At 66.8% G+C, this 13,457-nt stretch carries 9 protein-coding genes; 3 read left to right on the forward strand and 6 right to left on the reverse strand.

The window, feature by feature from the left end; genetic code table 11:
- Nucleotides 1-197: 197 nt before the first annotated feature.
- Both KBX53_RS00435 and KBX53_RS00440 read left to right on the forward strand, forming a co-directional pair.
- The gene (locus tag KBX53_RS00435) at nt 198-1,145 is read left to right on the forward strand and encodes a DUF4145 domain-containing protein (protein WP_210857428.1); all 948 of its coding nucleotides are present in this window, start codon (nt 198-200) and stop codon (nt 1,143-1,145) included.
- On the forward strand, nt 1,145-3,136 hold the full coding sequence (locus KBX53_RS00440) for a hypothetical protein (RefSeq protein WP_210857429.1): 1,992 nt from the start codon (nt 1,145-1,147) through the stop codon (nt 3,134-3,136). Before KBX53_RS00435 ends, KBX53_RS00440 begins: the two co-directional genes overlap by 1 nt.
- Nucleotides 3,137-3,591: 455 nt before the next feature.
- Here the strand turns inward: KBX53_RS00440 and KBX53_RS00445 are convergent, their stop codons facing one another.
- The 3 genes from KBX53_RS00445 to KBX53_RS00455 all read right to left on the reverse strand — a co-directional run bounded on the left by KBX53_RS00445 (nt 3,592) and on the right by KBX53_RS00455 (nt 8,058).
- Nucleotides 3,592-4,803, reverse strand: coding sequence for a site-specific integrase (locus KBX53_RS00445; protein WP_210857430.1), 1,212 nt, complete (start codon nt 4,801-4,803; stop codon nt 3,592-3,594).
- A 4-nt stretch (nt 4,804-4,807) separates the two neighbouring features.
- Nucleotides 4,808-5,017: an AlpA family transcriptional regulator gene (locus tag KBX53_RS00450; protein ID WP_210857431.1), complete on the reverse strand. Its 210-nt coding sequence runs from the start codon at nt 5,015-5,017 to the stop codon at nt 4,808-4,810.
- A 1,103-nt stretch (nt 5,018-6,120) separates the two neighbouring features.
- Nucleotides 6,121-8,058, reverse strand: coding sequence for a hypothetical protein (locus tag KBX53_RS00455; protein WP_210857432.1), 1,938 nt, complete (start codon nt 8,056-8,058; stop codon nt 6,121-6,123).
- 1,342 nt (nt 8,059-9,400) lie between these two features.
- On the opposite strand from KBX53_RS00455, the gene KBX53_RS36790 reads away from it, so the two are divergent.
- Complete coding sequence (locus KBX53_RS36790; RefSeq protein WP_309140681.1) at nt 9,401-10,942, forward strand: BTAD domain-containing putative transcriptional regulator; 1,542 nt, start codon at nt 9,401-9,403, stop codon at nt 10,940-10,942.
- A gap of 325 nt (nt 10,943-11,267) precedes the next feature.
- On the opposite strand, the gene KBX53_RS00465 is transcribed toward KBX53_RS36790, so the two are convergent.
- The 3 genes from KBX53_RS00465 to KBX53_RS36035 form a co-directional block, all read right to left on the reverse strand.
- Nucleotides 11,268-11,777 carry a hypothetical protein gene (locus KBX53_RS00465; RefSeq protein ID WP_309140682.1) on the reverse strand — a complete coding sequence of 170 codons (510 nt, stop codon included), beginning with the start codon at nt 11,775-11,777 and terminating at the stop codon, nt 11,268-11,270.
- 205 nt (nt 11,778-11,982) lie between these two features.
- A complete protein-coding gene (locus KBX53_RS36030) occupies nt 11,983-13,017 on the reverse strand; it encodes a transposase (protein ID WP_247674904.1) in 1,035 nt (344 codons plus the stop codon).
- 224 nt (nt 13,018-13,241) lie between these two features.
- Nucleotides 13,242-13,457, reverse strand: a 216-nt coding sequence (locus KBX53_RS36035) for an IS110 family transposase (RefSeq protein WP_247674905.1), incomplete at its 5' end; no start/stop codon positions are given.

The following is a 13,457-nucleotide window of genomic DNA, read 5'->3' on the forward strand; positions in this document are numbered from 1 at the left end:
AGTGGAATTCGACCTGGACAACTGGATACGCCGCGAGCGAGACGGCTGGTCGTTCGGGTGGACCGGTGAGTGGTCGTCGTCGCCGGTGCGGAACTGGGTCTCGGCGGCTCGACCTGTCCAAAATCCGACAGCCATTCCTGGCGGTGGCGCTCGATACGATGGGTGGCTGTGCTTCCGACGGCGGGTGGGGAGAGACCGTGGACGACGCCCTTGACGAGCTGGTGAAGTCTTCTGCGAACTTCGGGTACCTGGTCAAGCACGAGCCCGTGCTGGCGTTCGACGGGGCTAGCGCCGAGTCGTACATCTACACCGATCCTGATGCGGCGATGTTCAAGGCGCGGCGGTTCCTGGAGGCGTTGTCGAAGAAAGCCGTCTCTGTCTTCGGCGTCAGCTCTGAGGCGAAGCGGCTCTACGACCGCATCCTTGACCTGCAGAGAGCAGGTGCCATCGATAAAGACATCCAGCACCTGTGCGATCTGATCAGAAAGGCCGGCAACCAGGCGGTGCACGGGCACATGAGGGATGTGCAGGTCGCCCTACAGGTCGTGCGGCATTGCTTTGACCTCGGTCTGTGGCTGCACAACACGATCGTCGGCGCCCAGGAGACAAAGGTGTTCGTCCCGCCCCGGGCGCCTGACCTGGTGCCATCGCCGCGCGACGCAGACGGCCCGGCAGCCCTGCAAGAAATCCGGGGCATGCTGGCGACGTTCGAGCGCCGCCTCGTGCTCCTCGAGTCGGAACGCGAGGGCAGCCCCGCACAACCTGCTAGCAGCCTCGCCCCGATTGCAGCGGCATCTATGAAGCGGCAGGCCTCGCTTGGTGAGGCCTTGCGGTCGGCAGGGGACCGGCTTGAGAGCCGGCGAAACGAACTGCACGCCCGGCTCGACCAGCGGGTCGGCGAGGAGATCGGTGCAGTGTCACGACATGACGAGCTTCGCCAGAACGCTCAAGCTGCGGCCGATCTGCTGAGGGACGAGGCTGAACGTCTCGACGGCATCGCTCAAGAGCTGGAGGAAAGCAAGGATGGCCCGGGAGACTCGATCTCCGTCCTCAACATTGCCGGTGATAACTCCAACAACTTCGTGGTCGGCAAGACCTACGGGAGCACGGTGAACACCACCTTCGGTCCGGGCTGGAGGCGCTGATGGCCATGGAACCGAGCGTGGCCGCCGTTGGCGGCGACAAGTCGAACAACATGGCCGTGGGGGTGCTTTACCACACCACTCTCATGAGCAGCGGGCGAGTGGGATGGCGGCTGGTTGACCAGATGCTGGTGACAAAGGCCAGGTTCACGTCCTACATCCCGGCCAAGCCGATGGATGAGTTCATCAAGGCTGAGGCAGCACTGGACGAGTACGGCCTCGCGATCCTGGAGAACCACCGGGGTACCGGGAAGGAGACCGATGCGATCCGGCTGCTGTCGGCCACCTCGCCGGTATCGACGTCCGTGGTGGATGTATACGAACTGCTTCCGGACTGGGAAGGAGCGCCAAGCACTAGGGACTTCCCGCTGAGTTCTGATACGAGGCTCCTGCTCGACCTCAGCGATGTGACCGAAGAGATTCCGGAAGCCTTCGCGGATGAGCTCATGGCGTACGCGCGGAACCTGAGGGAGCTGAATTCACGGATTGTTGTCACCGTGACCGACAAGGCGTGGCAGCGATGTCGGCCAAAGCTTCGCGGCCATACCGCGACCATCCCTCGGCGCCGGGCAAGCTCAGTAATCCGCGCGCACTTGACTTTCCATGATCACCGGGAGGTGCTTGGCCTGCTAGAGCAGGATGCCGTCCGTGCGTTCGTCGCGGAGTTGGATGAAGGCCGAACAAGCCCGGACTATGCGGTGAAGGTGGCCGATCGGCTCCGGCTCGTACGGACGGCGGCCGACATCGACCGGACGATTGGTGAGCTCCGCAAGTGGCGGCCGTACATCGACCAACAACTCGACAGCAGGAAGCCCAATTGGGCCGACCGCCGGATGCTGTTGATTGCCGCGGCAGTGCTCAACGGATGTCCTTCGACCGCTGTCGCCGCCGCGTCCCGGGCATTGGCGACGGCGTTGGGGCACGAGACCGTGCCGCTGTTCAAGGCGCTTGAGTCCGAGGGTTGGTCAAGGCGGCTGCGGGAGATCGGGGCGACCGTCGCCGACGACTGCACGTGGATCGACCGGGACAAACCCGGTGTCGATTACGCAATCTTCGAATGGCTATGGAACGAGCACCCAGAACTCCGGGGACCGGTCCTAAAGTGGACCCGGGATCTCGTCACCGACCCGAAGACGAAGAAGCATGCTCGTCGTGTCATCGGCGTCATTGCCTACGTTGCGGGCGAATGCCGCAGCGTTGATCTGCTGGAGGCGCTTTACGCGCAGCTGAAGAGCCCGCGAGCGGAGGCTTACCGCGGGCTGGTAGAAGAGGCTGTCGAAGGCCTCCTCTTCCACCCGGCGGCCGCAGCGCTGACTCAGGAGCGGCTCTGGCGGTGGGCGTACCGCGGTGATCGAGGTGCATTCCCTTCGCTTGCATTACTGTGCGGCGGCCGTCTAGGGAGAGAGCATCCGTTCGTAGCGCTGGCCCGGCTACGCCATCTGATAGCTCGCGCCGAGCTTCCGGAGCACCGCGCTGCGGTCGCTGCCGCACTGCGAGGACTGGCTCGCGAGCCCCGACTGAGGCAACCGGTGCTGGCAAAGGTCGTGTCTTGGGCCGAAGATAACTTCGCTTCTGGCCTGATCATGCTGCTCGACGCGCGATGCGACGGCGCCGTGGCCGACCTGCTCGTTCGAGACGCCGAAGATAATGTGGCCGCGTTCGATCTCCTGGTGAGAGCATGGGATCTCCTGAGTTCCGACGATGACCAAGACCGAGTCGCAGAGCTCACGGCGGGCTGGAGCGTCGAGCGGGATCTAGGGCATATCGGTGCCCTCACACTGGCGCGTGTGTGGGAGCCCATCGTGCACAAGGTATTTTCCGGATCGCCGGAGGCCGTGTTCATTTCGGCGATGACGCCCGAAACGAGGGCGGACACCTTGCAGTACGTGATGAGTCGGAGTGCGGCGCCACACGTCAACGGATTCGCCTTCGGTGCAGCGGCATTTCCGGTCGAAGAAACCCACCCGCGTGAGAACCTGCATCGAGACACCTGAGACCGATGGCGGGTCGAGTGGTCCAGCGAGAAAAAGACTGCCACATTCGTGAGAGATGCGGGATCCTCTTGAGGCCAACAACGGCGCCGGGCGGGAACATCGCCCGCTCCTCTCGGCGCGGGTAGGTTCTGGGCGGCGGGGCCCCGGCGCGGCGGAACCTGTGTTTCGGCCCCCGTTTACCCCCCGAAAACCCGAGCTAGTGGTCGACAATCAGTGACAAACGTCGGCTACCGCGCGGTCGTGTCAGTGCAGCTCAGCGCCCATCTCTGATAACTAACGACAAGGCTGTGACCGCTACGGACCGTAACAAGGGGTCGTCGGTTCGAATCCGGCCGTCCCGACAGACAAGAAGCCCTGACCAGCGGAAATGCTGGTCAGGGCTTTAAGTTTGTCTATGGGGTTTTGAACCGCCCCCCCGAAAACCCCCCATTTGCCGGGGTCGGGAACCGGATTCGTCATCCCTGCGCATCGTTGGGCAGTGCGGGTGTGGGGCGGCGCCTGCGGTCGCTGCCGAGTCGCTCGAGGATGTCCGAGACGTCCGGGGCTTGGGCGGGTTTGGCGATGTAGTACGTGGCGGTGACCTCCTCGCTGGAGTGTCCGAGCTGTGTTGCGGCGCTTTTCGTGTCGGTCTCTTTTTTGATGAGGGTGGCGACGGTCTTGCGGAAGGTGTGGGGAGTGACCCAGGCGAGGTCGGTGTCGGCGCGAGCCTCACGCCACTGACGGCGGACGTTGTTGGGTGACAGCCAGGTGCCGCGTCGGGAGGCGAAGATCGCGTCGTGGGGGTTGTCGGCGGCGACGAGTTTGCGGGCCATGATCATGCCGACGGCGAACCGGGGCAGCACGACCATTCGCCAGCCGGCGTCGCTTTTGGTCCAGGGTTGGCGGAAGAAGCCCTGGCCTTTGACGAAGACGAGCGTGCCGCAGATCGTCAGGGTGGGGCGTTCGGCGACGAGGTTCAGGTCCTCCCATCGCAGGGCAAGGATTTCGCCGATGCGGGCGCCGGTAGCGAGCATCAGGTCGACGATGTCGGCTAGATCGCCACTGTGCCGTGGTCCAGGCTTGCCGGGGACTGGTCGCTGCCAGTCGCGGATCGCCGTGCGGACGGCCTGGAGATTCTCGTCGGTGAGGGCGACGACAGCGCGGCGGGGTTTGCGGAGCCGGCCGGTGTCGCGTACCGGGTTGGTGGGGATCGCGCCGTGGCGGACGGCCAGGGCGAACATCTGGCTCAGGACGACTTTCGCGCCTTTGGCTGCCGAGGGCCGGTCTTTGGCGATGTCGCGCAGGAACCGATCCAGGCGCCCGACGCTGGCTTCTCTGATTCGGAGGTTGCCCAGGGCGGGCAGGATCGCGTTGCGAGTGCTGGTCTCGTATCGCTGGATGGTTTGTGGTGCGATCCGCTCTTCGGTGGTGATCTCTTCGATCCACAGGTCGGCGAGTCTGCTGACGCGGGTCTCCCGGGTGATCTCGTCGTCGTTGGGGGTGGTGCGGTCACGTAGGTTGACCTTCAGTGCCCGTTCAGCGGCCGGGCCGGTGGTGCCGGTGGCCTCGATGTCGCGGGTCTTGCCGTCGTAGTCGCGGAACCGTGCTCGGGCGCGGAACCGATTGGGCCCCAGCTTCTGGGTGCGGATTTTGCCCCAGGTGCCCAGCGGTAGTTCAGGTCGGGCCATGGGGTCAGCGCTCCGCGTCGGTGTGGTCGTCGAGCCAGCGTTCGACTTCGCTGCGCCGGTAGCGCAGGGTGTTGCCGACGCGGATGGCGCGGGGTCCCTTGCCTCGGCTGTGCCAGGCGTAGAGGGTGTTTTTGGGTTTGCCCAGCCATGCGGCGACGTCGTCGATGCTCAGGAGAGGGTCTGGCCGCCATTCAGAGGCGGCTGAGACGTTCATCGGCGACCCAACGTGTTGGTGGAGCCGGGCAGTCGGCGCGGCGTGACGCGGCCGGCAGGCTGCCGGCCACGGGGCGGTGAGGAACCGGCTGCGGTGCGGGGGTGGGGCGGGCATGGATCGGATGTCCTTTCAGGATTCCAGCCTGATTGGTACCGGGCGTCCTTGGCGCTATCCCTGCCATAGGCGATCGTGGAATTTATCGGCTGTGGATGCTTATCCACCCGTTTTGGTCGTCTGGTGTCAAGCCTCTCGTTGATTGTTGTTACCGCGAGATACTGCGGGCATTGCCGCTCGTCTCGGCGGAGATGCTTGCTCTGAATGTCGAGGCTTGACGCCGACGATTGGGGGCCCCTTGCTGATTTTCCGCACAGCGAGGGTTTGGTGATGCGAGATTTCATACGAGGCTGAGGTGCGTAGGAATTTGTTGAGCAGGTTGTAGAGTGCGTCCGCTTGGCCTGCTCGACATCAATACGGATCCGGAAATTCTGGAACGTTCCCATGTTTGTGCCCTTTCGGTGAGGTGCGGTGGTCGCGTTCGCTCGGCGAGGTTGGTCCATCGGCGTTCGCGTGTCTGCCAGCGCGGCTGAGTTGGAGGTCCTGTGATCGGCGCGCCGGCCGGATTGGCGGCCCCGTGCATTGGGAGGACTGGTCGGCTCGAAGTCTCGTGGCGCTTGGGTCACTCGAAGTTGTTCGGTCTCGGACTCAATCGGCCGTCGTGGTGGCCGATTTGCATGGTCAGGGCTGTTGGTGCGCCTCGGCGATTTTTGGAACTCCTTCAGAAGATGCGAGTGCCGGCTGAGCCTTCGCTCAACCGGCACTCGTCTGCTGCTATACGTATCGCTGTATGTAGGTGTGGTTTCTCGCCTGCCTCCTTTTCGGCGGGCGTGTCAGGAGTTCTCTGGTCGCTTGTTGACGTTGGTGGACCGCTGGCTCAGTTACCTTGACGCGGTTCGGCAGGGAAGCACGGACGAGTCATGGGTCGAGTTGGTCGAAGGTGTGCTGCTCGTCGGCCTAGACGCTGCGCGGATGGTCGACGCGACGGGCGTCGTTGTCACCGGCGTTGTAGGTGCGGTAGTACCGGCCCGAGAGGCTTCGCGGTCCCTTCAGCTGCCCGTCCGGTCGGCGAGGCGGCGCAGCGCCGTGCCTGGCTGGGGGAATGCGAGCCGCAGGGTGTGTGCGGTGAGTCGGATGCCCCACCAGGTGAGGGCGGCGAGGTAGCCAACGATGAGGGCGCCGGTGGTGTCAACGGTGAAGACGAGGGCGTAGCCGATGGCGAGGCCGGGTGCGGTGATGGCGCGGATCGTACGGCGGCGGCTGATGGTGAGGGCGGTGGCAATGCCGACGAGGGCTGCGCCGATGCTGCCAGCGATGGGGGCGACGGCGTTCGTGGAGATGGGTGTGGTGAGGGTGATTGCGGCGCGCATGAGGTAGATGCCGGCGGTGGCGGTGATCGCGTGGGTGAGGGCGGGGCGGGTCAGGGCGAGCCACGTGGGTAGCGCGTTGGCGGGGATGCGGGGTGCGGTCGCGGCGATGAGGGCGGCGCAAGCGGCCAACGGTAGGGCGGCGCCGAGGGTCCATTTGAGGTAGGGGGTGTAGTCGTATTCGACGGCGGTGCCGGTGGCGAGGCCGTAGAGGGCTGCGGTGATGGTGCCGCCGACGGCGGTGGTGAGGTATCCGCGTCGAATGAGGTTGCCCGTGGTGGGTTCGGGTGTTGATGCGGTGGGTCTCCCGGCGAGCAAGGTGGTGGGTGCGAGGTGTGCAACGGCGAATGCGGTGAGCATGACGAGTGCGCCGGCGGTGCCGAGTTGCGGTAAGGAGGTGCGGACGCCGACGACCCAGGTGCTGAAGGTGGTGATGTAGGCGCTGAGGACGGCTTGCAGGAGCAGGACCAGGGAACAGGCACCGAGGAGCAGGGCACCGGTGAGGTCGCTGATACGTAGGCGCACGCGGGGTAGCCGTGCGGCGGCTGCCGAGCCTGATTGGTGCGTGGTGGTGAGCGAGAGGGCGCCGTCGGCGAGGGCGTGGGGGTGGTCGATGAGCGTGGGGAATTTGCCGGTGGCAGCGGCGAGCGCTTCGGCCAGCGCCGGTACGCCGGTGGCTGGTCTGAGGACGACGTCGGCAAGGTGCGTCTTGTCGACGTCGGCCGCGTCGAGGAGTCCGTCGACTGTGCCGGGGATCTGGTCGAGGAAGGGCTGTGCGCCGGCCGTGACGTCGTCGCGGGTGAGGACGGCGGGTTGGCGGGGCGCGGGCAGCAGGATCGGGGCTCGGTCTTGGGTCGCGAGTAGGTGCCTGGCGGTGCGGACAGATTCCAGGAGGGCACGTCCGACGTCCGACCGGTCGCTACCGGGCGCAGCGATCATCGCCTGGAGCGGGTCGGAGTCTGCGGTGGCCGTCTGGACGACGTGTTGGGCGATGAAGTGGTCGAGGTCGTGGGCAAGGCTGATCTGCTGTGTCGCGAGTTCGCGGTAGCCGTTGGCGACGGTTTGCAGGACGGTGAGGGTCGCCGGTTCGCGGTCTGCCTGGCATATGAGCACGCAGGAGCCTTCCGGCGCGGTGACACCGAGCATTGTGGTGTAGGCGGCGAGGGCGGCGGGTGCGGTGACCAGGGCAGGAGGCGGAAATCCCGCACGCGATGCCGCCTCGCTGACGTGTCCGCGGCGGAGTGGCCCCCAGCTCGGCGGCACCGTCAGGGTGAGCGCGTTGATCGGCCCGTTGACCTGGACGGCAGCGTAATGAGTGACGTGCCGCAGCACGGTGGCGAGTAGATCCACCGGATCGGGTCGCGCCTCATCGGCGGTGTCCATGGGCCGGCCGAGGAGGTCCGCCGGATTATCGACGAACTGGTGATCTGCCGGCAGCGACGTCGCGGCCCTGGTGTCGATACCGACGTAAATCTCCCCTGCGGGCCCGATGACGACGCCGGGCGGCATGACGAGGCGACCGTCGATGAGGACGGGGACCTTGAGGCCCTGACGGCTGACGGTGGCCGCGATGGCCGACGAGCTGAGGTCGATCGACAAGACAGTGCCCCCGCTTGGCATGAGGGGCAGTCTCGCCCCTGAGGGCAACCGGGTGTCAACCATGATCCGCAGAACGTGACTCGTTGTACGCGGATGGTGAGAATCTCTCCCGATGGGATAGTCGAAGACACTCACCATCGTGTATTTGAAGAAGATCGGGGGATCAACGGCAGGGGGACAGGTGCCGCAGCCGCACCGAGGCAGAGACGACAAACTCGCCGAGTACGGTGCACGAGCCACCGTCCACATCCCAGCAGATTCACCGCCGCGCCGCACAAGACCGCCCCTCGGCCGGACTGTCCGCGGCGCCATCGGTGCCGGGCTCTTCTTGGTCGCCATTCCGGTGCTGCTGTGGGCCGCAGGCGGGAACCCGCTCCGTCGACTGCCGGCCTGGTCGCAGGTCCCCGACTGGTTCGCGCGCTCAAGCGGGCGGTTCACCCCAGACTTCCTCATCGGCGCGGCCCTCTGGGCGATGTGGCTGCTGTGGGGCCTGTTCACACTGCTCCTGCTCGCCGAGATCCTCGCGGCGGTGACCCGGTGGCGCATCCCCATACCCGGTCTGCCGGCCCCATTGCACCGGCTCGTGTTCGGTCTGGCCGGCACCGCGGCGCTCGCCGTCACCCCCGCCGGCTCCCTCGCGGCGGTGCACGCGGACCGGGCGTCCACGCCCGTCACCGCGACCGAGAGGCCCGATATTCCCCAGCAAGCCGCAGCCCGTGGATCCGCCATCATCCACGTCGCCAACCAGCGCTACCTCTACACGGTCGAGCGACACGACACCTTGTCCAAGGTCGCGAAGGAATGGCTCGGTGACGCGGGTCGGTGGCCAGAGGTCTGCCGCCTGAACCAACACCGCCACTTTCCCGTCGGCGGTGTCCTGCGCGACTGCGACCTCATCTACCCCGGCTGGGAGCTACGCCTACCTGCCGACGCCCGCCCACCACAAGCCGCCACACCCGCAACATTCCCCACCCCCCGCTCAGGCCGGCCCGCGACACCACACGCAACGCCGAGCGCCGCACCGGACCTGCACGATCCCGCCGTGCCGCCACCCGCGCCCCAGCCGCCGGCCGCCACTCCCACCACCACGCGGTCCGCAGCACCGACCGGGTCCGCTTCGTCGCCAATGGCGTCGTCGCAGGTCCCCATACCGCCGCCCGCCACAAACAGCCCTACGGCGGACACCGACGACCAGGGAGGTGTTGATCTGTCGGACTCCGGTTGGCTGACCTGGTCGCTCGCCGCCGCGATCAGCGCCGCCGTCGCAACGCTCTGGCTCCAACGCCGCCGTCGATACACCGCCGAGCCGGACGATGATCCGCCCACCGAACTACCCCCGACCGTGGTCCAGGTCCACCGCGCCGTGGCCGCCCGCAACCCCGAGCCATCGGATACCAGCAGCGACGACGGCGTGCCGCTTGCTCTTCTACCTGACCTTGGCCTCCTACCGGACGGTGGAACCGGAATCGTCGGAGACGGCGCACATGCTGCCGCCCGCGCCGCCCTCGTCGCCGTGCTGACCTCCGGCGGCCCGCACCACCCCGACGCCCGCAGCGAGGTCGTCATCGACGCCGCCACCCTGACCACGCTGCTCGGCCCGGACGCGGTGCCCCTCAGCCCGTGGCCGCGACTGCACGTGACCGACAGCATCAACGATGCGCTCACGGTCATCGAGTCTCAGCTGCTACACCGCAGCCGCACGCTCGACGAACACGCCCTCACCGACCTTGACGAGCTGCGGCGGACAGCGACCGACGAGGAAGCGCTACCACCGGTCATGCTCATCGCCGCGACCCCACCTGCCAATGCCCGCACGCGCGCCAAGGTCACCCTCGCCCTGGGCGAAGGCTTGCGCGTGTCCGCGCTGCTACTCGGCGAATGGGCCCACGGACCCACCATCGAGGTCACCCCGGACGGACACACCACGCTCATCTCCGGGCACCCCGCCGAACCGGTGCCACCGCGACTACCCGTACTCGAACCGGCCGCCGCCACCCAGATCCTGACCACGCTCCGCGAGGCACAGACCGGCGAACCGCCCGCCAGCGCCTCACCAGCCCTGCCGGTCACGATCGTGCCCCTACACGCGAGCCGCACCGAGACCACACCCACCACCACGAACCTGTCTACCTCGACCGCCGTCAAACCCGCCCCGCTGTCGGGACGAGCGCGGCTGCGCGTGCTCGGCCCTCCGCGCATCGAAGGCATCACCGCGGAAGGCCGACCGCTGCGAGCCAAAGCCCTGGAACTCGCGGTCTACCTCGCGGTGCACCCCGATGGAGCCGGCACCCGCGACATCGGCGAATACCTCGAACCCGACGCCCGCATCAGCCAAGCCGACCAACGCGTCCACACCAACGCCTCGAACCTGCGGCACGTCCTCGGCCGCGCCGGCACCGCAGAAACGAAAAACGCCTACGTCATCAAGTCTGTGGGACGGTACCTGCTCGACCCCGCGACCGTGGACGTCGACGTGTGGACCCTGCGCGACCTGATGCGCAGCGCCACCATCGCCGCCGAACCGCGCCGCCGGGAACTCCTCACCGCCGCCTGCGACCTCTACACCGCACCCCTCGCCGACGGCCAGGACTACGAGTGGCTGCAGCCCCACCGTGAGACGGTCCGCCGCTGGGGCACCGAAGCCCACCTCCTGCTGGCCGAGGACCTGCTCGACACCAACCCGCAAGCCGCATCCGACCTGCTCAACAAGGCCATCGGACTCGACCACTACAACGAAGCCCTCTACATCAAGGCGATGCACGCCCGGCACGCCCTCGGCGACCCCGACGGCATCCGAACCCTGCTACGCGCCCTGACCAAAGCCCTCGCCGACCTCGATGCCGAACCGCAGGAAGACACGATCGCGCTCGCCACACAGCTCCGAAGCAGCTTGGACGAGAACTGACCGCCTCCAGCCTGGTCGTCCCGTGCCAGTTTCAACGCCGTTTGCCCGGTCCGTTGGCTGGACCTCGTACCGTCTGTGCGTCGACACCCCCTCCGTAAACCGTCGAAACCGCCACCGTGCTGGCCTCCGCCCTCCTGCTGCCGGGCCACCGCAATCGACCTCCGCTGCACCGGTCGCCTCGCAGCCGGAGCCTTCCTGCCGCTCAGATCCGTTTATGGTTGCCGGCACCGCGCTCGTCCCGGTACCTCATCAGCACCTCGGGGATACAGCGACGGACCGGATCTTGCCCGCGATGGCAGGAGGCAGTGTCCGCTCATCGCCGATGTCAACGCGCGATCGACACCTCGATGATGGCGGCCGTTCCTACCGCGGGTCGGCCTTCGTGCATGGTGATCGTCGTGCCCGGCTGTAGGTGACGCCAGAGGGCGGGGGACAGCGGGCCCAATCGGACCGACCCGGTGGCACCTGGTGGCAACGCTGGCGCGGACTCCACCCAGACACGTGCCACGAGCAGATCGGGACCGCCCGCGGCTGTACACCGGCCGAGGTTCCACAGCGGTCGGAGGATGCCCTTGCCCGGGATCGGTGTTCGTCGGCCACCCTCGGTGGTCGACAGGAGCCGCAACTCGGCGCGGACAGTTCCGTGGATGCTCTCCCAACGGCCCCAGTGGCACCACGCGGCGGCGTCAGGGAGCCACATCAGCTCGGCGCTGTCGATCAGTAGATCCCACCAGGCGGTCGGCGGTCGCCAACCCGTGTGGAGGTCTGCAAGGAGGTCGAGCGCGATCTCCCACTCGTCGTGGTCGAGGTACTCGCGTACGTCCACCACCGTCACGCCGGCCTCGTTCACGACATCTGCGGGGACCATGGCCGTAGCTCGACGGAGCAGTTCGGCAACATCCACGAGCAGATTCTTCACCGTCGCCGCAGGATCAGCGCGACGGCTCCCACCGGCACACTGGTCTGCCGCTGACCGGACGCGTCATCAGCCGTTGCCCGCTCGGCAGACGTGCGTTGCCGGTGCGAGTGCCGGCTAAGGGCTATGCCCAGGGTGGGATGTAGCGGCCGATGTAGTCCCGCGCACGGGGGCGCGGGTCACGCCAGTACTGGTTCGGCATACGGTGGTGGTGCTTCTGGCAGAAGTCAGCGAGCTCTTCGGTGATCCTGAGGCGCGTGAGCGGTTGGCCTTCGAAGTCCGTGTTGACCGCCAGCAGTTGTGGCTCGGGATTCCAGCCTGAGTGGTCGAACGCCCAGCCGTCCCAGGCGGCGTAAGTGTGGAAGACCTGCCACTGGCCCGGGAGGCGCACCCCAGCTATCTCGATGGGCCTGTCTGGATAGGATTCCCGGCAGACCCAGGCGAGGATGTGACAGGCTCCGCCTGCGAAGAACGCCTGGTCTGTCCGGTCCCATGCGACCCGTTGGTCTGACCGCTCGATCGGCGTCCGACGAAACGCTCCCGCTGCTATGGCTGCCACAGCCCGGACGGTAGTGGATAAGCTGACACACTCGATCATGCCGAATGGGGCGTCGCGGTGAGTAATCGGCAGTGGTGGCGAAGCCGTCCGGTCATGGCTCCCCTCTGTGTCAAGACACCGTCGGGAGGGGAGTTCTATCCTGGGTCTCGGCGGGTCCGGGAAGTGACTTCTGCGAAGAGCCGGCTTGGGATGAGAGTCGGTCACGCTGGAGCCAGTCGTCGTTTCCCGGTGTCCTCCCAGGCTCGCCGCCGTGGCTACCGCATCGTTGATCATGCACGGGTAGACGGTGTCGGACAGGCGTCGTTTCAGCGCGCGCATCGCTTCCATCGATGTCTTCCCGGCGGTTTTCTTCCGGTCGAAGTAGGCGCGGCCTTCGGTGGGGTTGCGCAGCTGGACGGTGGCCATGATGTGCAGCACCCGGTTGATCTGCCGGTTTCCGGCTCGGGAGAGCCGGTGGCGTATCTGCTCGCCGGAGGATGCGTCGATGGGAGCGGTGCCGTTCCAGGAGGCGAAGTGGGCCCGGTTGGGGAACCGGGTGATGTCGCCGACTTCGACCAGCAGCCGGGCGGCGCCGGACGGTCCGATGCCGTGCAGGTCCATGAGCGTGGTGCCGGTGGAAGCGATCAGGTCCTTCAGTTCCTTGTCGGCCTCTTTGGAGCGCCGGTAGATCCGTTCGAGGTTGGCGATCAGTTCCGCGGCGACCCGCCGTCGGGCCTTGCCGACCGCGTCTCTGGGCCGGACGGTGGCCAGTAGTGCTTTGGCCGGGCTGCGGACAGGCTCCTCTTCGCCCCACCGGGAATCAGTTCCAGCAGCAGTTGATGCAGCTAGGTGACCATCCGGGTGTGGTCGACACCGAAGGAACGGCGCCGGTCGACCAAGATCCGCAGCAGGGCGAGCTGTTCGTCGTTGACCACCGGGCGTAGCCCGGCCATGCGGGTGCCGACCAGCGCGATGGAGTGGGCGTCGGTGGCATCGGTCTTGCGGCCTTGGTCGGTGGCGAACACCCGTGCCCTGGCGGACAGCTTCGGCGGGACGTCGAC

The organism is Micromonospora sp. M51, assembly GCF_018070305.1.
Classification (GTDB): Bacteria; Actinomycetota; Actinomycetes; order Mycobacteriales; family Micromonosporaceae; genus Micromonospora; species Micromonospora parva.